The sequence below is a fragment of the Rhodococcus sp. RCBS9 genome, assembly GCF_029457415.1.
Taxonomy (GTDB): domain Bacteria; phylum Actinomycetota; class Actinomycetes; order Mycobacteriales; family Mycobacteriaceae; genus Rhodococcus_F; species Rhodococcus_F qingshengii.
Genome location: NZ_CP120422.1, coordinates 1,909,200 through 1,927,804 on the forward strand (window position 1 = coordinate 1,909,200; position 18,605 = coordinate 1,927,804).

The following is an 18,605-nucleotide window of genomic DNA, read 5'->3' on the forward strand; positions in this document are numbered from 1 at the left end:
ACCATCATCATGACTGTCACCACCACCAATGCCGTCGCCCTCGAAACAGTGCAGCAGTTTCTCTACCGTGAGGCTCGCTATCTGGACGATCGCGAGTTCGAGAAGTGGATCGAGTGCTACCACCCCGATTCCGAGTACTGGATGCCCGCATGGGCGGACGACGGCGAGCTGACCACGGACCCGGCCGCAGAGATCTCCCTGATCTACTACCCGAATCGCGGCGGTATCGAGGACCGCGTGTTCCGAATCAGGACTGACCGTTCCAGCGCGACAAGCCTTCCCGAGCCCCGCACCGGTCACAACATCACCAACGTGGAAGTGATCGAAGAACGCGGCTTCGTCGTCGACGTCCGCTTCAATTGGTTCACGCTGTACTTCCGCTACAACACAGTCGATACCTACTTCGGCACCTCGCACTACACGATCGACTTCGCGGGCGAGCAGCCGTTGATCATGAAGAAGAAGGTAGTCCTCAAGAACGACTACATCCATCACGTGGTCGACATCTACCACTTCTGACACGACTTCCCTTCGAATCGAGCTGTTTCCCATGAGCATTCAAGCTGCGCCGACCTTTCAAGTAGCCCTGAGTTTCGAAGACGGCATAACCCGCTTCGTCGAATGCAACACCGACGAGACCGTCGCGGACGCGTCGTACCGCGCACGAATCAACATTCCGCTCGACTGCCGCGACGGAGCTTGCGGCACCTGCAAATCACTCTGTGAGTCAGGTACTTTCGACGCCGGCGACTACATCGAGGAGGCCCTGACGGACGACGAGGCCGAGCAGGGATACTGCCTTCCGTGCCAGATGGTGCCGGAATCTGATCTCGTGCTGCAGATTCCCACCACGTCGGCGGTCGCCAAGACCACTGCCGGTTCGTACACGTCCACCATCACCGAGATCATTCGCCATTCGGATTCCACGGTGGGTTTCACCGTCGCAGTCGACAACCGCGCAGATCTGGTCTTCCTCCCCGGTCAGTACGTGAACATCCTCGTTCCCGGAACCGAAGCGACGCGGTCGTACTCGTTCAGCTCCGGCCCTGAGGTCGCGTCGGCGTCGTTCCTGGTCAAGATCACCCCGGGTGGTCTGATGTCCGAGTATCTCAGTCAGCGTGCGCAGGTAGGCGACACTCTCGAATTGACCGGACCGATGGGTAGCTTCTTCCTCCGGTCAGGTCAACGGAGAGCCCTACTGCTTGCCGGTGGAACCGGCTTGGCCCCGCTGCTCTCCATACTGGAGAAGATTCGTACCGAAAGCTCCACTCGGCCCGTCCATCTGGTCTACGGCGTCAGCTCCGACACCGATCTCGTCGAACTCGACAAACTGCACGACTACGCGGAGTCTCTACCCCAGTTCACCTTCGACTACTGCGTATCCGATCCCGACAGCACAGCACCGAACAAGGGCTATGTCACGGGCTTGATCGAGCCCGATCACCTCGACGACGGCAACGTAGACGTCTACCTGTGCGGCCCGCCGCCGATGGTCGAAGCCGTACGTCTGCACTTCAAGGACGTATCGATCACACCCACGAACTTCTACTTCGAAAAGTTCAACAATGCGGCAGCACCGGCTGATTCACCGGCAGCCTCGGCCGAAGAATCAGCTGCCGGCACGTACGAGATCGGTGAAGAACATCTGCCGGTCACGGAGTCGGACGCACAGTTCGACGCTCGGATGGCCCTCGAACTCGGAGCAATGGAACTCACGATCGGCCGCCTCACTCCGGCACAGTTGACGGAGTACCGCATTCTGGCGGAGAACTCGGCTGCTTCCATCGACCGCGATCACTTCACGGACGCAGCGGCATTCACCGAAACCAATGCCCTGTTCCACGACTTCCTCTTCCGCTGCACCGGAAACGAAGTGCTGCTGCAGGCATACCACCGTCTCGAGGTCACACAACTGATGAACCGAGTGCTCCGCACCGCCGATTGGGTGGACGAACATGTCGCGGAGGATCACTCACGTATCGTGAGTGCATTCGAGCAGAATGATCGCGCCGCGGCCCGTGATCTGATCGTCCAGCACAGCGAACACGCCAAGTCGACGATGCACCGCGCCATCACTGACGCTCGGGAAAGTGTGGCGTCGTGAGCACGAGATTCTTCGCCGGCCGGTTCGACGACCGGGTCGTGGTCGTCACCGGAGCGGCTCAGGGGATCGGGCGCAGCGTTGCCGAAAGAGTTTCCGCAGAAGGTGGTTCCGTCGCGCTTGTGGATCGAGCTGAACTGGTTCACGACATCGCGACACCGCTGGAGCGTTCCCATTCGGTGACCGCGGACCTCGAGACGTTCGAAGGTGCCCAGAATGCAATAGATTCCGCATTGGAGCGCTTCGGACGCATCGACGTCCTGATCAACAACGTCGGTGGGACCATTTGGGCCAAACCCTACGAGCACTACACGCCGCAGCAGATACAAGCCGAGGTCACACGATCACTGTTCCCCACGCTCTGGACGTGTCGCGCCGTACTGCCCCATCTGATCGAGCAGGCGAGCGGCACCATCGTCAACGTCTCCTCGGTCGCCACCCGCGGTGTCAACCGTGTTCCTTACGCGGCGGCCAAGGGCGGGGTCAGCGCGATCACCGCTGCACTGGCGATGGAAGTCGCGCAGTACGGAATACGCGTCGTGGCAACCGCTCCCGGCGGAACCGAGGCGCCACCACGCGTCGTGGCACGCGGGCCGGGTGCCGAGACCGACGAGGAGAAGGCCTGGTACCAGCAGATCGTCGACCAGACCGTCGACTCGTCGCTACTCAAGCGTTACGGCACCCTGGACGAACAGGCTGCTGCTATCACTTTCCTTGCCTCCGAAGAGGCTTCGTATGTCACCGGAACGGTTCTGCCCGTCGCCGGTGGCGACCTCGGCTGAATCCAGCCTCCCCCGATTCCTGATCTCTCGAACGGAGATTCGCCATGTCCTCGATCGAACGTGGTTCCTGGGCCAGTGCCCGCCATCGCTCGTCAGTGTTGTGGGTGGTCACCATCGCCGCCATTGCCATTCTGTTCGACGGATACGACCTGGTCGTGTACGGCACGATCCTGCCCGTACTCATGGACGACCCCAGCCATATCGGCACCTTGACCGCATCTCAGGCCGGCGCGTTGGGTTCGTATGCACTCGTCGGAGTGATGGTCGGCGCACTGACGTGTGGAGCGATCGGCGATCACTTCGGTCGCCGAAAGATGATGCTGGTCAACATCATCTGGTTCTCGGTCGGAATGGCACTGGCAGCGTTCGCCACCAGCATCACCACTTTCGGTCTGCTGCGGTTCTTCACCGGCATCGGTGTCGGTGGGCTTGTCGCCACCGCCGGAGCCATGATTGCCGAGTTCGCGCCGCCGGGACGCCGCAATCTGTTCAACGCCATCGTCTACAGCGGTGTCCCGGCCGGTGGCGTCATGGCTTCCGTCCTGGCGATCGTTCTCCGTGATTCCATCGGATGGCGTGGACTGTTCCTCATCGGCGCGCTGCCATTGGTGTTCCTGTTCCCACTCGCCTGGTTCAAACTGCCCGAGTCTCCCGCGTGGCTGATTGCTCGCGGACGTGTCGAGGAAGCTCGCGCCATTTCCTCGAAAACCGGAATTCCATTGCCTGCCGGTACAGATCGACCCAACGACGCCGTAGCTGAGAAGGTCGGCTTCCGAGCGTTGGCGAGCAGACAATATGTCTGGGGCACCGCGCTTCTCGGCCTCATGAGCTTCGCCGGCCTCCTCCTGACCTACGGACTGAACACCTGGCTGCCCAAGATCATGGAAAACGCGGGATACAACGCGAAGGGTTCGCTCTCGTTCCTGTTGGTACTCAACGGCGGTGCCATCATCGGTGGACTTCTCGCCTCCAAGATCGCGGACGTCACCGGTCCACAGCGGGTTGTCGCAACCACCTTCGGCCTGGCCGCACTCGCCCTGCTCCTGTTCACATTCGGGTTCCCGCTTCCCGTACTCCTCGCCTCCGTTGCCATCGCGGGTGTCGGAACCATCGGTACTCAGGTTCTGATCTACGGATTCGTGTCCAACTACTATTCGACGGCCGCTCGGGCTGCAGGTGTCGCGTGGTGCGCCGGATTCGGACGTCTGGGCGGGATATTCGGGCCACTGATCGGCGGAAGTTTGATCAGCGCCGGAATCAGTTCCGAATCGGCGTTCTACGTCTTCGCCGGCATCGCGGTGCTGGGCGCCATCGTCACCTTCTTCGTGCCGAAGCAAGCACCCGACCTGGGTGCCACTGCACTTCGATCCGATGGAGACCGTGCCGAAAAGGAAACCCGTGGTGAGCCCGGCGTTACGGTAGTCGGGTGACACTTCGTGACCTGTTGCTCGGCCGAGAACGCGAGCTCGCCGTTCTCGGCCGAGCCTTGGCCGCGGCAGAGACAGGAGTGCCGACTCTCGTGCTGGTCGAGGGCGATGCCGGTAGCGGTAAGTCCACTCTCGTCGACCGGTTCGCCGAAATCTCTTCCGCTCATACGCTCCGCCGCGCTCGTGGGCTGGAGTGGGAATCGAACACTGCCTTCGGAGTGATCGATCAACTACTCGAACGTCCGGTTTCCAACTCGGACCCGGTCGCCGTTGCACACGAGATCGTCGACGCAGCGGAGCAACTGACCCTGATCGTCGTCGACGATGCCCATCACAGCGATGTCAGCTCGCTTCAGGCAATCACCTCCGCCCTCCATCGAGGCCGAACGGCACCACTGCTGTTCGTCCTCGTCGCCGAGGAAACGCCGTTCCTGCGCGAGGATGTCAGGCAGATTCTCGACCTGCACTGGTCGACGCGATTGCACATCAGCCCGATCGACGCACCCGTCATCATCGACATCGCGCGCATGCGAAGCGGAATCGACCTCAGCTCCGGCGTCGCGCTTGCCCTTCAGGACTTCACCGCGGGCAACACACTCGACATCGTCTCGCTTCTCGACGAGCTGCCACCTACCTATTGGACCCAGTGGCACCGAACTTTGCCCGTCCCTCGCCATCGTGCAGTATCGATCGCCGCCGCCCTCGCTACGTGTTCGGCGGGAGCACGAACGTTGATCGAAGCCGCAGCAGTTGTCGGGCGCAGCACGACGTTGTCGCATCTTGCTCAGCTAGCCGAAATCGACGACGTGGTCGGCGCCTTGGACAGCGCCTTCGCCAGCGGCCTCCTTTCTGTCCACGAGCAGCACGGCAGCACCGAGGTGTCACTGAGCAGCACGATGGTCACGGCCGCAGTGCGCGGGGCGTTGGGACCCGCGCACTTGCATCTGCTGCACACACGCGCAGCCGAGATCGCTTGGGGAGAAGGTGAACGGCTTTTCCACCTTGCCGCTGCCAGCACCACCCATGACGAGGACCTCGCCGCCGAACTCGTTGCGTACGCATCACTACGAGCATCCGACGGCGCGTGGTCGGAAGTCGCCGACGCCATGGTCACGGCAAGCCGTCTCACCACGGCCCGAACCGAACACGAGGACCGACTGCTCCGCGGAGTCGACGCGCTGACCGGATCGGGTGACATCCCCCGCGCCATGGTCTTCGTGCCGGAGATCGAGAGTATTTCGCGCGGGCCTCTCCGCGACGCCGTCCTCGGCTACCTCGCCATCCATAGAGGGCGACCGACCGAGGCCGCCGATCTTCTGACCAGAGCGTGGGACAGCTGCAGCGTGGATCGTGAGCCAGGCATCGCTGCGATGATCGCCCAACGAATGGTCCTGCATTCTCTGGCTCGGCTCGATGGCACGGCGCTCGTCGAGTGGGTTGACCGCGCAGTCGAATTGGTGGGCCCTTCTGATCCCGCAGCAGTGGAGTCCGAAGCGATCAAGGGTCTCGGGCTCGGTGCTACCGGAAGAACCGAGAATGCGCTCGCGGCATACGCCGAACTCTCCGATCGTGTCCGCCCCGGAGCCCAAGCACAGCGCTTCCAGATGGGACGCGGATGGCTCGAGCTTGCGTTGGACCACCCGGAGTCCGCCAGACGCGACCTCGAAAGTGCGGTGTCCACAGAGTTTTCCAGTGGTTCGGCAAGAATCTCACTGTGGGCACAGGCCTGGCTCGCCCGCACTCAATTCGCTCTCGGCGCCTGGGACGAAGCGCTCTCGACCGTCGAGGGCGCCGGTGCCGAGGTGGATCGGTTCGAGATCGAGATCATCCGGCCGTTGGTCCACTGGTCGGGAGCACAGATTCACGCTCTGCGCGGCAACTGGGAACTGGCCCGTGACCATGTGCGACGTGCGTACGCCGGCATTCACGCCTACGAAATCATGTATGTTCCTGCACTTCTCGCCAGGGCCCAGGTCGCCGAGGCCGCCGCCGACTACGCCGAAGTTCTGGTGGCGCTGGCTCCGCTCACCTCGAGCAAGGCGCAACAATGGCTCGACGAGCCGGGCTTCTGGCCGTGGGTCGATCTCTACGCCAATGCATTGGTCATGGTCGGGCGAGCTGATGATGCCGACGCCTTTCTGCAACCACACGAGCAGACCGCACGACGTCGGGAGCACCGCTCAGCTGCGGCACGTCTCGGCTACGTTCGCGGCCGGATCCACGGCGCACGGGGCGAACTCGACTCGGCAAGAGAAAGTTTCGATGCTGCACTACTCGGCATCGAGACGCTGCCGCTCCCCTACGACCGAGCCCGAATCAATTTTGCCTACGGCCAAACTCTCCGCCGGGCCGGGAAACGCGCGGAGGCCGACGTCGTCCTCCGCGCCGCCCGCGAGCTGTATCACTCGTTGGGCGCCGCTACTTACGTCGAGCGCTGCGAGCGCGAACTCCGCGCGGGCGGGTTGAACCTCTCGCGGACGGAGAAGGGAATCACCGACCTGACCCCGCAAGAACGAGCCGTCGCCGACCTTGTCGCAGCGGGCAAGTCCAACAAGGAAGCTGCCGGCGAATTGTTCCTCTCCGTCAAGACCATTCAATATCACCTCACGCGCGCGTACGCGAAACTCGGACTGCGATCACGGAGCGAACTCGCGGCTTTGTTCCGCGACCGAGGGCTTTCGGATCCGCATCAGGAGAACTGAGAACATGCCGGACACTACGACGACCGCGCCCGTTCGCGTCGTCACCGAGCCACTCCCCCAACCGCTCTACGGCCCGAAGCGGGTCTTGCGCGACTTCGGCGGAACGTCCATTGCCAACGGAATCATCGGCATCGTCTTCTCGGCCACCGGGCCGGTGGCGGTCATTCTCGCTGCGGGGTTGGCGGGTGGACTGAGTCAAGCTCAATTGGCCTCTTGGCTTTTCGGTGCCTTCTTCGTCAACGGAATTCTCACCATCACGGCTTCCTGGCTGTACCGGCAGCCGCTGGCCTTCTTCTGGACGATTCCCGGAACCGTTGTCGTCGGAGCGTCGTTGGAGCATCTGCCGTGGGAGCAAGTGCTCGGAGCGTTCTTCGCGACCGGCGCCCTGATCTTGCTGTTGGGATTGACAGGGTGGGTCACACCGATCATGGCCGCATTACCCTTGCCCATCGTAATGGCAATGGTGGCAGGCGTTTTCCTTCATTTCGGAACGGATTTGGTCGAAGCGCCTGCCCACGACGCGGTGATCGCTCTGCCGATGATCGCCACCTTTGTCGCTCTGAGCGTGTTCGCCAAGCTGGGAAGATTCGTTCCGCCGGTTCTCGGCGCGTTGATCGTCGGCGTGGTCGTGATACTCGCGGCCGGAAGATTCAACTCCGCCGGCGACGCGCACGAGTGGCTGGCGCATCCGATGCTGACCACGCCAACCTGGTCTTGGCAGGCGATGATCGAACTGGTTGTACCGCTGGCGATCACAGTCGTCGTCGTGCAGAACGGCCAAGGAATCGCAGTCCTCCGCGCAGCGGGTCATCAACCGCCGATCGGGGCAGCAACGGTTGCCTGCGGTGTGTTCTCTCTCGTGAACGCGGCGGTGGGTTGTGTCTCGACGTGCCTGACCGGGCCGACGAACGCATTGCTCACGGCGTCGGGAGAGCGGACACGCCAATACACCGCCGGAATCTTCTGCGGCTTACTCGCCGTCGTCTTCGGACTGTTCGCCCCGACTTTCGTCGCGATGATGTTGGGAACTCCGACGGCATTCATCGTCACTCTGGGTGGTCTGGCCATGCTCAAGGCCTTACAGGGAGCCTTCGTGACCGCATTCGGCGGGAAATTCACCTTCGGCGCTTTGATCGCGTTCCTCGTGACGATCTCCGACATCGAACTACTCAATATCGGAGCCGCTTTCTGGGGACTCGTCTTCGGGGTCATCGCCTCGCGCATGCTCGAACGAGCCGACTACACCTGACATGCGAATATTCGCATACTCGACTTTGACAATCATTTACATTAAGCAGTAGATCTATACCCATGCACCTCAACACCCGCATGTCGCGGCGCCTCACCCTTGCCACATCAGTAGGCCTCTCACTCGCCCTCGTTACGGGTTGCTCGTCCGACAACAAGGACTCCGCCCAGTCCGAAACCACGACCACGACGTCGGCCGCACCAACCGAACAGGCCTCGGCAACACCACGTCTCGCCGTGTCGTACGACGGCGGCGTCCTGGTGCTGGATGCAACTTCCCTCGACGTGGTCGGCGAGACCGAGATCGACGGCTTCACCCGACTCAACCCGGCCGGCGACGGTCGCCACGTCATGATCTCTGCCGGCGAAGCATTCAAGGTGCTCGACACCGGCACGTGGTCTTCGGCTCACGGTGATCATTCTCATTACTACACAGCCGATCCCGCGATGTCCGAGGTCGAGTTCGCAGCCAACGAACCCGGACACGTTGTACGCCATGCCGGAAAAACCGTTCTCTTCAACGACGGCTCGGGACTCGTCGAGATCTTCGATCCGGCGCAGTTGGCAAAACGCCAACCCCGCGTCGAGACGTACACCACGCCAGAACCCCATCACGGCGTTGCGGTCGCACTTGCCGATGGCAGCCTGTTGACGACCATCGGAAATTCGGAGTCCCGCAACGGCATTGCCATCCTCGATGCCGACCGCCGGGAAATCCTGCGCAACGAACAGTGCCCCGGTGTCCACGGCGAAGCAGTCGCTGCCGGCGAAGCCATCGTGCTGGGCTGCCAGGACGGGTTGCTCGTGTACAAGAACGGAGCGATCACCAAGGTCCAGAGCCCGGATGCGTACGGCCGCATCGGAAATCAGGCAGGCTCGGAGGAGTCGGACATCGTGCTGGGTGATTACAAGACCGACAAGGACGCCGAACTCGAACGTCCGCAACGGGTCTCGCTGACCAACACGACGACGTCCGAACTCAAGCTCGTCGACCTCGGCACCAGCTACACCTTCCGCTCACTCGGCCGCGGACCACACGGAGAGGCACTGGTGCTCGGCACCGACGGCGCCATCCACGTCATCGACCCGAACACCGGCGTCGTCACCAAGAAGATCGCCGTCATAGACGCATGGACCGAGCCCACCAAATGGCAAGAGCCCAGGCCCGCGCTCTTCGTAGAAGATCACACCGCTTACGTCACCGACCCAGCGTCGAAGAAGCTGATCGCAGTCGACCTCGAGGACGGCAGCATCCTGACCGAGACCACTCTCGATCACGCCCCCAACGAATTGACCGGTGTCACCGGCTGATTCAGATCCTCACCTCAGGCCCCCATCTCACACCGAGATGAGGGCCTGAGCCGTTCTCGTGCTTCGCCTACTGACCAGGGAATCTCATACCCAGGCAGTCCTCGAGGTGCTACGACGCGCGCCTCAGAGAATCGAAGCCGTTGTCGCCAGCTCTGCTGGAGCTGAGCAATGAGCAGGACCACGATTGACCGCGGCACAAGTCAGCATGGAATAACTCCGTGTGGAGGTTCGTTGGAGATGGTGTCGGTGTTCGGTTCTTTGCCCCGGGTACCACCCCAGAATTGCCACTTCGAGTGGCCGCTTGCCGAGAGGCGCAAGACGGGCACCGACGCGCTGGAGCCGCTGGACACCTTTCGGTGCCAGCGGCTTTGTCGTCTGAATGATCAGGCCGGGTTTTCGCCGGCAGCGACGTCGAGGATCCACGTCACCCCGAACGCATCGGTGAGCATGCCGAAACCGGGGCTCCACGCCGCCGCGGCAAGACCCTCGATGATCGATGCACCAGCAGAGAGTTTGGCCCAGTAGTTCTGCACCTCTTCGAGGGTTTCGCCGCGAACCGAGACGAAGAACGGTTGGTCGGTGATCGTGGTGCCGTTCTCGCGGTGTGTCGAGCCTGCGTTGCCGGCCGAGCCGCCCGACTGTCCAGGGATGTCGTATGCCATCACACAGAAGCCGTCCTCTGTCTCCACCTGGCCGAACACGACGTTCTCAGCGCCGGGCACCTCCTTGGGCATCCCGAAGTCGCCGTAGGTTGCGATCGTGACCTGGCCACCGAAGACGGACTGGTAGAACTCCAGAGCCGCGCGGGCGTCTCCGCGGAAGTTGAGGTGGGTCGTTGTCTTGATGCTCATGTCTGCTCCTGGTACGAACGTCGCTCGGGTTTTCCCTGACAACGTCGACTCTCACAGCCGTATAGGACTGTTTTCGTCCTAGACTCGTCGTAGTCTCACCGCATGGCGACCACCACTCGACTCTTGAATCTGCTGTCCCTCTTGCAGACGAGACGCGACTGGCCGGGCGCTCTACTCGCCGAGCGGCTCGACATCAGCCATCGCACGGTCCGCCGCGATATCGACCGGCTCAGGGAGATGGGTTACCGCATTGCGGCGACCATGGGCCCGGACGGCGGATACCGACTCGACGCCGGCAGCGAGCTGCCACCCCTGCTGTTCGACGACGATCAGGTCATCGCACTGGCAGTTGCGCTGCAGGCGGCGACGCTGACCGGCGTCGGTATCGAAGAGGATGCGGTTCGAGCGTTGACCACTGTGCGGCAAGTGATGCCGTCGCGTCTGCGCCATCGCCTCGACGCGCTCAGTTTCACCACGATTTCGGCCCGTTCCGGCGACGCAGACTCCGTGTCCCCTGAGGTGCTCGTAGCGATTTCCGCTGCAGTCCGCGGTCGCGAGGTGTTCCGCTTCGATTACTCGAACGACCACTCAACCGACAACAGCGAAATAACACCCCCGCGCCGAGTGGAGCCGCATCATCTGGTGACCTCCAAGCGTCGCTGGTACCTCGTCGCGTGGGATCTCGCGCGAGACGACTGGCGAATCTTCCGCGCCGATCGCATCACCCCACGCACCCCGAACGGTCCCCGGTTCACGCCGAAGGAAATCCCCGGCGGCGACGTCAGCGAATACGTGTCCGCGCGCTTCAAAGGATCGGAACATATCAACAATTGGCCGTGCCATGGCAAGGTCGTTCTCCATCGACCAGCCAGTTATGTTCTTCCCTTTGTCGGGGACGGCATCGTCGAAGATCTTGGCCCCGAGCAGTGCAGTCTCGAAGCCGGATCATGGTCTTGGACGGCGCTGGCAGCCTCCTTCAACCGATTCGACACCGACATCGATGTCGTCGGCCCGGCAGAACTTACCCACGCTTTCGCGCAACTCGCCGCCCGCAACGCCGCGACTGCTGAGAGTTAGTCAGTCGTCTCGAATGAGATCCAGGTCTCCAACGCAACCGTGCGCCCGCGGGTTCGTGATAGCTTTCAAGTCCTCAGAGGACCTGAGGACTTGAAGACCTGAACGAAGGGATGCCCAAGGAGATGAAGAAGGGGCAAGTTGCATTTCTCACCGGCACACACGTCGTGAACGATCTGTACCAGGGGGCTGTGCCTGCGCTGTTGCCGTTCATGATGCTCGAACGCGGATATTCCTATTCCGCGGTCGCCGGAATCACGCTCGCCGCGACCGGACTATCCAGTGTCGTGCAACCTGCATTCGGCATGCTGGTCGATCGAAAGAGCCGAAACTGGCTGGTACCCACAGGTTTTGTGACGGCCGCAGCAGGCATTGTCGTGGCAGCGATGAGCACCACCTACATCGTCACTTGGCTGGCAATTGCCCTGGCCGGCATCGGCATCGCCGCATACCATCCTCCCGCCACAAATTTGGCACGCGCGGCTGGAGGTCATTCACAGAAAGCCATGAGCGTGTTCTCCGTGGGCGGTACGTTGGGCGCCTCGCTGGCGCCACCGTTTGTCACGCTCGTGGTTGGCTCACTCGGTTTGTCCGGCGGCTATCTACTCGCAGTTCCTGCAGTGGTGGCGGCTATTTGGTGGATGGTCGCCCAGTCGCGATCGGCCAACACGGGTGCGGCCGAGTCAGCCCAGTCGTTGAGTGCGCAACTGGCAGCGAACGGTCCCGTGTCAGACGATTGGCGCTCGTTCACACGACTCGTGCTGGTAACGGTCTGTTGGTCAATTCCGTACGTGACCACACTGTCGTTGGTCTCACCGTTCGTGCTCAACGCACTGAACGGATCGTCCTCGAGCGCTGCAATCGTGTTGTCCTCCTTCACATTGGCAGGAGCGGCCGGAACGCTACTGGGAGGAGTCCTCGCGGACCGTCGTGGTCGACGCGCATCCATCCGACTCGGCTACCTGCTTGCGGTACCTTCACTGGCGCTGCTCGCTGCCGCTCCGAACGTTGCAGTTGCCGAATTGGGAATCGTCTGTCTCGGATTTGCTATGTTCCTGCCCTTCGCGCCACAGGTGACATTGGCGCAGGACTACCTACCGAATCGCCCCGGCACAGCAAGTGGGGTGACGCTCGGACTCGCGATGTCCGTGGGAGGCATCGCATCTCCGCTGTTCGGCTACCTGGCAGATCACTTCGGACCGCGCATGGCGATCGGGGCGACAACTGCAGTGCTGTTCGTCGGCGCCGTCATCGCATTCACGTTGCGCGATCGACGCCTCGACCCGGAAGACGAGACGGAGCGCGAACTGGACGTCATCGCCCTTCGATAAACCATAAGACGGCCCCGTAGTCTGAAGATTCATCGGAGGACATGAAGTATTACTCGGTGAGCCGCTCCATTGCGGTTCACCGAGTCAGTCAGGAGCAGTCACATGGCAGTGCGCCAGATCAAGCAGCAGTCGCTGGTACAGAAAGCCGCGGACGAACTTGCGCGCCTCATCGGCGACGGCGAGTGGCCGGTCGGGACCAAAATCCCGAACGAGCAGGATCTGAGCACACTCCTCGGAGTCGGGCGTTCGACCGGCAGAGAGGCAGTTCGCGCACTGATTGCGTCGGGCCAGCTCTACTCGCATCAAGGGTCCGGCACCTACGTCATGTCCTCGACACCGGTCACAGAACTCGAGCGAGAACTCAAACGCTCGGACCGCCGCGAAGTCTACGAAGTACGCAGACTCCTGGAAGTGGAAGCGGGCCGCCTGGCTGCCATGCGCCGGACTTCCGCCGACGTCGATCTGTTACAGGCAGCACTCGAAGCCCGTGAAAATGCTTCGACACCAACAGAATTTGTCGACGCTGACATGGAACTACATCGCGCCGTGGTGAATGCTGCGCACAACAGCGTGTTGTCGATGGTGTTCGATTCATTCATCGAAACGCTCCGCAACTCGGCCCTCGACGTGATCACCGACGTCGCGGCGCGGGACCCCGAATCGATCGACGACGAAGCCGCTGCCCACCGAGATCTAGTGGAAGCCATCGTCGCGGGTGATGCCGACGCTGCCAGCGCGGCAACGCGCAGGAACATGGACGGGCTCGACTGACCCTCTCTATCGTTGTCAGGCATGACGTCCACATCGCTCCCTCCACGGGGTCTCCGGATCGGTCTGTCCGCCATCGCGTGGCTAAACCTGCTCTCTGCGCTCGTAGGAATGGCGGGCCTGACGATCGGCGGCGGGATGGGCCTGCCTCCTGAGTGGATCGAGGGAACCGTCTTCCCTTCATATTTCTGGCCCGGAATCCTCCTCGGCGTTGTCGTCGGAGGCATCCAGGCCGCCGCGCTCTTCGCTCAGCACAACAGGTTCCGTCTGACGTGGGGCCTGCACGCGGCCGCCGGCCTGACCATGATGATCTGGATCTTCGTCGAGATCGCCATCGTTCTCGCCTGGTCGCCACTGCAGGGCATCTTCTTCACCACCGGACTAGTCCAGACGATCCTCGCCGTTCTCGCACTCGGCGCCTGGCCTCGCCCCTTCCTCCAACGAGTCGAGTAGCGACGGAACCTGTTCTCGAACAATAGAATCACGACGGCCGGGCCCACCTCACCTTCTCGAAAAAGCCCTTGACTCGAAAGTATGTTCGAGTATGATGGGAGGTGGAACGGGGGGTTCTCATGACGATCAACATCACCGAAGATGCTGTCACCGACGTGGTCAACAACTCCGCCGTGGGTGTGCGCGGACGATTGTGGCGGCTTCACCCCAGCGACGTCCGCGAGATCGCCATCACCGCGTCAGCGGAAATCCTTCGCCTGGAAGCCATTCGAGTCGCCGCTGTCGACACCCTGACGTTGAACCCGGACGAACAAGTACTCTGCTACCGCGGCACCGGACAATGGCTCGCGAACCACACCATGCTGCAGATCTCCACCGGCAGAAGAATCGCAGCCCTGGGAAAAGCGCTACGGTCGTTTCCCGAGATCGAAGACCAATTCGATGCCGGTGACCTCACTTTCGAGCACGCAGCACTGATCGTGGCGTTCTGCGAATCCCCACCCAAGGCAATGCCCGACGCCGCACTACCGTACTGCCGCGACACACTCCTCGCCGCAGCATCGGGAACCGAAGCAACCACCGTCAAACTGCGCTACGCCATCAGCGTCCTCGAGCACATGTTCGAATCCGACGACCCACCACCAAGCGAAGACACCGACCGCAACGAACTGCGCATCTCCCCCACCCTCAACGGAAGAGTCGCCGTCCGAGGCGATTTCGACGGAGTGACCGGCGAAATGCTTCTCTCCGCCCTCTCCAACCTCTCCATGCCCACCCCCGCCGAAGACGGCACACCCGACAAACGACCCGCCGCCACACGCAACGCAGACGCCATGGCAGAACTCATCCGACGCTACCTCGACAACGCTGCCACCGGCATCGACGGCGGCCAACGCCCACACCTGAACGTGCACATCAACGCCAAAGACCTGGCCCACCACCGTGAATGCGCCACAACGGGTGATGGCTCAACACCTGTCCCCTCCGAGGACGACGATCCCGGTATGCTCGATCTCGACTTTCACGATCTCGACAAACAAGATCTCGATGTCGGCCACATGCCCTGGATGGGACCACTGAGCGTCGGCCGCACCCGCATGATCGCCTGCGACTGCATGCTGTCCAGCGTCCTCCTCGACGGAAACGGTGCCCCACTCGACGTCACCCCACTCAAAAGGCTTGTCACCGCGGCACAACGCACCGCCCTGATCGCCCGCGACAAAGGGTGCGCCTTCCCCGGCTGCGACTGCGTCCCCGCCTGGACCGACGCCCACCACATCAAACACTGGGCCAAAGGAGGACCAACCGTCATGGACAACCTGGTCCTGCTCTGCCGAACCCACCACACCCTGATGCACCGAAAACCCGGATTCACCGGACAATGGGAAATCCGAATGGGCACCGATCACCTGCCCTGGTTCATCCCACCACCGGGCATCGACCCCGACCGGAAACCCCGCCGCTCCACCACACGACTCTGAACCCGGAGGTCACCGAGCAAACGCCTCGGTGACCCATTCCGGCGTGCTTCGATAACCGGAAAGGGCGGCACGGTATCCCCTATTGCTAGCGTTGAGGGTGTGTTTGCACAGGGAACCAACGCGCTGACGGTAGACGGCCGACCGACGCTCGCGCATATCGATTTTGCCCTTATGGATTCCTATCGATTTCCCGACCGGCAGGGCTTCCCCGATTCATATCGCGCATTCATCAGGCACGCAGGTTGGGCGCGGACCTTCGGACTCTGGCTCATCTATCCGCCCGTCCTTCCCGGATTTGCCGACGGCTGGCAAGGGCGCGCCCGCAACCTCACCGCCCATCTTCATTCGGTCTACAGAGAAGGACAGGATGACGAGTTCGATTGGATGATCGAACCCGACGGCGATTGGTCACTCCCCGACTCGCTGCAGGTTTTCGGATGGAGCGAAAACGGTGACGCCCTCCTGTGGGACACAGCATCACGCGACACCGACGGAGAGTTTCCGGTTTGGGAATCACGCTCGTTCAACTCTCTCCACCGCCTCGGCGGGAGCATCCACGAAGCACTACCGTCCATTCGCACCCGGGCTATGGGCCTGTTCGGACCTCGCACCTCCGACATCGAGCCACTCCAGCCCACCCAACTCTGACGCGCGACCCAAATTATCGATAGGCCGCGGACACAGCCACGAATACGACACCTACGACGACGACCAGGGACAGATAGCCGAGAACGAGTCCGGCCACTGCCAATCCGCGCCCACTTTCGCCGGAACGGCGAATCTGGTTCAACGACACATGGCCCACTGGAATAGCAAGAACTCCACCGAAGATTCCAAGTACAAGTGCGACGATGGCCAAGGCATTCGTGCCGCCGACCACCCCAGGGAGCGGTGCCGCCACCTGCCTGACAGGCCCGAACGTCGAACGAAGGCTCCTCCCTAACAGCAGCGCCGCGGCCATATACAGCAACAGCCCCGCCACAGATCCGGCTATCCAGGCTCCACGAAACGCCGGCCCGTCGACGTCGAGGATCCTCCCCGCCGCCCTCACACCGGATCCTGCTGCACCGACCGCGATACTCAAATTCACTGCGCCAGGAATAACGGCAAGCATGGCAATGGCACCGACACCAAGCGACAATGCCGGGCCACCGCGTCGCCGCCACGCCAACGAACTCATCAGCGCTGCAAACAAAGTCACAGCGGTGCCCAGAAGCCCAGTCACAAATCCGACAACGACTCCCGTCTCGAAGTCCCCACCTAGATGACGAGCAACCCACTGTGCCCAGGCCCGCGCGAATGGCGGCCCGAGCGTCAGCGAGACAACGACCGTTGCAACCGCAACGCACGCCACGACACTGATGACCCGCAGAATCCACCCCAGATAACCGAAATGCGAATTATTCTGCGCAACAGTAGTTTCCGAGTCGATCACCAGGATTCCTTCGTTCAGAGTGTGAGAACAGAACGGCTCTAGCCGTCACTCCACACAGAACCGTGGCCGGACCGGCTCACTCATCTGATCAAGTTCTGGCGCCTGTGTCTGTAGTTCGTTCGCACGACCAAACCGGCGATAGCAACGATTACATAGTTGTGTTAGCGTTGTTTTTATGAGCTCGAGAGCAAAGATTCTGGCCGCGGCAACCGAGCTGCTCAACACCTCCCCCAACGGCGACATATCCACCCGCGCCGTGTGCGAGATGGCCGGCGTCGGCGCCCCCGCGCTCTACCGTCAGTTCGGCGACAAGGACGGACTGCTCGCAGCCGTCGTCGAGGCAGGATTCTCCGAATACCTCGAAGGCAAACGCGCTGCGACACCTTCCGATGACCCCGTCGCCGATCTACGGGCCGGCTGGGATGCGCATACAGCCTTCGCGCTCGCACATCCCGCTCATTACCGACTGATGCACTCACCTTCCGCCCAGAGTGCCGACACCGCTCTGCAGGCCCAGGCACTACTTCGATCCGTTCTCGAACGATGCGCTGCGGCAGGTGTTCTGACTGTATCGGTCGACGTGGCTACGCAGATGGTGATGTCCGCCAATGCGGGCGTCGCTCTGATGCTCGTCGTCAGGCCGGAACAGTACCCCGATCCGACGCTGTCACAGCGAGTTCGCGACGGAATCTTCGCGTCCATCATCGACGAATCCGTCGCCCACCCGGAAACCTCACTCAACAGAGTTGCATCTACTCTCGACGCCCAACTGGCCGCCGCAGATTCAACTTCTCTCTCCGCCAACGAAGTCGGCCTACTACGAGAGTGGCTTCGCAAGCTGTCCGATGCAACCGAAACCAGTTCAGGAGTTACATCATGACTGACACCACCACCCGCGTCGCCATCGTCACTGGCGCTTCCGGCGGCATCGGGCGAGCGACTGCAGAGAAGCTCGCCGCCGACGGAATGGCTGTCGCCGTGCACTATTCAGGAAACATTCAACGCGCCCAGGAAACAGCTGACGCCGTCGTCGCTGCGGGCGGTCGCGCCATAGCGGTGCATGCGGACGTCGCCGACGAAGGTGAAGTCGCGGCCCTGTTCGATACGGTCGAGGAGGAGTTCGGGGGCATCGACGTCGTCGTCCATGCGGCCGGAATCATGATTCTCTCCACCGTCGCAGAACTGAACTTCGACGATTTCGATCGGATGCATCGGACCAACGTCCGAGGGACCTTCGTGGTCGACCAGCAGGCAGCCAGACGTGTCCGGCGCGGTGGTGCGATCATCAATTTCTCCACCTCCGTGAAGAAGCTGGCATTTCCGACTTATGCCGCGTACGCCGCCACCAAAGGTGCTGTCGACGCGATCACTCTGGTTCTCGCGAAAGAGCTACGGGGACGCGATATCACGGTCAACGCCGTAGCCCCAGGCCCCACGGCCACCGATCTGTTCCTTGACGGGAAAGACGAAGCTACAGTGGAGAACCTGTCCAAGCTGGCTCCCCTGGAACGCCTCGGCACACCGATGGACATCGCGGAGGCTGTCGCGTTTCTCGCCGGCCCAGCTCGTTGGGTCAATGGCCAGGTCATCTACGTCAACGGCGGCGTGATTTAGCAAAACCATCGTCTAAGGACCACACCT

17 protein-coding genes are annotated in these 18,605 nt (G+C 62.0%); 15 read left to right on the top strand and 2 right to left on the bottom strand.

The window, feature by feature from the left end; all coding sequences use genetic code 11:
* The first annotated feature begins 9 nt into the window (after nucleotides 1-9).
* From benB to aztD, 7 genes are all read left to right on the top strand, one after another.
* Nucleotides 10-519, top strand: a complete 510-nt coding sequence (gene benB / locus P0M12_RS09145; RefSeq protein ID WP_065351507.1) for a benzoate 1,2-dioxygenase small subunit — start codon at nucleotides 10-12, stop codon at nucleotides 517-519.
* A 31-nt stretch (nucleotides 520-550) separates the two neighbouring features.
* Entirely contained in the window at nucleotides 551-2,104 is a 1,554-nt protein-coding gene (gene benC / locus P0M12_RS09150; protein WP_277377609.1) for a benzoate 1,2-dioxygenase electron transfer component BenC, read from the top strand.
* Nucleotides 2,101-2,883 carry a 1,6-dihydroxycyclohexa-2,4-diene-1-carboxylate dehydrogenase gene (locus P0M12_RS09155; protein WP_007729779.1) on the top strand — a complete coding sequence of 261 codons (783 nt, stop codon included), beginning with the start codon at nucleotides 2,101-2,103 and terminating at the stop codon, nucleotides 2,881-2,883. Before benC ends, P0M12_RS09155 begins: the two co-directional genes overlap by 4 nt.
* Nucleotides 2,884-2,927: 44 nt before the next feature.
* The gene (locus P0M12_RS09160; RefSeq protein WP_166502720.1) at nucleotides 2,928-4,313 is read left to right on the top strand and encodes an aromatic acid/H+ symport family MFS transporter; all 1,386 of its coding nucleotides are present in this window, start codon (nucleotides 2,928-2,930) and stop codon (nucleotides 4,311-4,313) included.
* Entirely contained in the window at nucleotides 4,310-7,012 is a 2,703-nt protein-coding gene (locus P0M12_RS09165; protein WP_277377610.1) for a LuxR C-terminal-related transcriptional regulator, read from the top strand. The genes P0M12_RS09160 and P0M12_RS09165 overlap by 4 nt, the downstream gene beginning before the upstream one ends.
* Nucleotides 7,013-7,016: 4 nt before the next feature.
* Nucleotides 7,017-8,261 carry a benzoate/H(+) symporter BenE family transporter gene (locus P0M12_RS09170; protein WP_054188474.1) on the top strand — a complete coding sequence of 415 codons (1,245 nt, stop codon included), beginning with the start codon at nucleotides 7,017-7,019 and terminating at the stop codon, nucleotides 8,259-8,261.
* A gap of 62 nt (nucleotides 8,262-8,323) precedes the next feature.
* Complete coding sequence (aztD, locus tag P0M12_RS09175) at nucleotides 8,324-9,571, top strand: zinc metallochaperone AztD (RefSeq protein WP_075834584.1); 1,248 nt, start codon at nucleotides 8,324-8,326, stop codon at nucleotides 9,569-9,571.
* A gap of 383 nt (nucleotides 9,572-9,954) precedes the next feature.
* Here aztD and P0M12_RS09180 read toward each other — a convergent pair whose 3' ends face one another.
* Nucleotides 9,955-10,422 (bottom strand): VOC family protein, encoded by a 468-nt coding sequence (locus tag P0M12_RS09180; protein WP_007729793.1) that lies wholly within the window; start codon nucleotides 10,420-10,422, stop codon nucleotides 9,955-9,957.
* Nucleotides 10,423-10,524: 102 nt separating this feature from the next.
* On the opposite strand from P0M12_RS09180, the gene P0M12_RS09185 reads away from it, so the two are divergent.
* From P0M12_RS09185 to P0M12_RS09210, 6 genes are all read left to right on the top strand, one after another.
* The gene (locus P0M12_RS09185; RefSeq protein ID WP_277377611.1) at nucleotides 10,525-11,499 is read left to right on the top strand and encodes a WYL domain-containing protein; all 975 of its coding nucleotides are present in this window, start codon (nucleotides 10,525-10,527) and stop codon (nucleotides 11,497-11,499) included.
* 122 nt (nucleotides 11,500-11,621) lie between these two features.
* Nucleotides 11,622-12,827, top strand: coding sequence for an MFS transporter (locus tag P0M12_RS09190; RefSeq protein WP_277377612.1), 1,206 nt, complete (start codon nucleotides 11,622-11,624; stop codon nucleotides 12,825-12,827).
* A 102-nt stretch (nucleotides 12,828-12,929) separates the two neighbouring features.
* Complete coding sequence (locus P0M12_RS09195) at nucleotides 12,930-13,598, top strand: FCD domain-containing protein (RefSeq protein ID WP_003939850.1); 669 nt, start codon at nucleotides 12,930-12,932, stop codon at nucleotides 13,596-13,598.
* A gap of 21 nt (nucleotides 13,599-13,619) precedes the next feature.
* The gene (locus P0M12_RS09200; RefSeq protein WP_225320164.1) at nucleotides 13,620-14,048 is read left to right on the top strand and encodes a hypothetical protein; all 429 of its coding nucleotides are present in this window, start codon (nucleotides 13,620-13,622) and stop codon (nucleotides 14,046-14,048) included.
* A gap of 119 nt (nucleotides 14,049-14,167) precedes the next feature.
* Nucleotides 14,168-15,529 (top strand): HNH endonuclease signature motif containing protein, encoded by a 1,362-nt coding sequence (locus tag P0M12_RS09205; protein WP_277377613.1) that lies wholly within the window; start codon nucleotides 14,168-14,170, stop codon nucleotides 15,527-15,529.
* A 99-nt stretch (nucleotides 15,530-15,628) separates the two neighbouring features.
* Nucleotides 15,629-16,177 carry an SMI1/KNR4 family protein gene (locus P0M12_RS09210; protein WP_228401412.1) on the top strand — a complete coding sequence of 183 codons (549 nt, stop codon included), beginning with the start codon at nucleotides 15,629-15,631 and terminating at the stop codon, nucleotides 16,175-16,177.
* Between the two features lie 13 nt (nucleotides 16,178-16,190).
* Here P0M12_RS09210 and P0M12_RS09215 read toward each other — a convergent pair whose 3' ends face one another.
* Nucleotides 16,191-16,964, bottom strand: a complete 774-nt coding sequence (locus P0M12_RS09215) for a DUF4190 domain-containing protein (protein ID WP_277377614.1) — start codon at nucleotides 16,962-16,964, stop codon at nucleotides 16,191-16,193.
* A gap of 175 nt (nucleotides 16,965-17,139) precedes the next feature.
* Between P0M12_RS09215 and P0M12_RS09220 the strand changes: the two genes are divergently transcribed.
* Nucleotides 17,140-17,844, top strand: coding sequence for a TetR/AcrR family transcriptional regulator (locus P0M12_RS09220; RefSeq protein WP_277377615.1), 705 nt, complete (start codon nucleotides 17,140-17,142; stop codon nucleotides 17,842-17,844).
* Nucleotides 17,841-18,578 (top strand): SDR family oxidoreductase, encoded by a 738-nt coding sequence (locus P0M12_RS09225; RefSeq protein WP_277377616.1) that lies wholly within the window; start codon nucleotides 17,841-17,843, stop codon nucleotides 18,576-18,578. Before P0M12_RS09220 ends, P0M12_RS09225 begins: the two co-directional genes overlap by 4 nt.
* The last annotated feature ends 27 nt before the right edge of the window (nucleotides 18,579-18,605 follow it).

Bases quoted from the DNA above. Each gene is read 5' to 3' on its own strand.
- benB (WP_065351507.1), top strand. From the start codon at position 10: ATGACTGTCACCACCACCAATGCCGTCGCCCTCGAAACAGTGCAGCAG.
- benC (WP_277377609.1), top strand. From the start codon at position 551: ATGAGCATTCAAGCTGCGCCGACCTTTCAAGTAGCCCTGAGTTTCGAA.
- P0M12_RS09160 (WP_166502720.1), top strand. From the start codon at position 2,928: ATGTCCTCGATCGAACGTGGTTCCTGGGCCAGTGCCCGCCATCGCTCG.
- P0M12_RS09170 (WP_054188474.1), top strand. From the start codon at position 7,017: ATGCCGGACACTACGACGACCGCGCCCGTTCGCGTCGTCACCGAGCCA.
- aztD (WP_075834584.1), top strand. From the start codon at position 8,324: ATGCACCTCAACACCCGCATGTCGCGGCGCCTCACCCTTGCCACATCA.
- P0M12_RS09180 (WP_007729793.1), bottom strand. From the start codon at position 10,422: ATGAGCATCAAGACAACGACCCACCTCAACTTCCGCGGAGACGCCCGC.
- P0M12_RS09185 (WP_277377611.1), top strand. From the start codon at position 10,525: ATGGCGACCACCACTCGACTCTTGAATCTGCTGTCCCTCTTGCAGACG.
- P0M12_RS09190 (WP_277377612.1), top strand. From the start codon at position 11,622: ATGAAGAAGGGGCAAGTTGCATTTCTCACCGGCACACACGTCGTGAAC.
- P0M12_RS09195 (WP_003939850.1), top strand. From the start codon at position 12,930: ATGGCAGTGCGCCAGATCAAGCAGCAGTCGCTGGTACAGAAAGCCGCG.
- P0M12_RS09200 (WP_225320164.1), top strand. From the start codon at position 13,620: ATGACGTCCACATCGCTCCCTCCACGGGGTCTCCGGATCGGTCTGTCC.
- P0M12_RS09205 (WP_277377613.1), top strand. From the start codon at position 14,168: ATGACGATCAACATCACCGAAGATGCTGTCACCGACGTGGTCAACAAC.
- P0M12_RS09220 (WP_277377615.1), top strand. From the start codon at position 17,140: ATGAGCTCGAGAGCAAAGATTCTGGCCGCGGCAACCGAGCTGCTCAAC.
- P0M12_RS09225 (WP_277377616.1), top strand. From the start codon at position 17,841: ATGACTGACACCACCACCCGCGTCGCCATCGTCACTGGCGCTTCCGGC.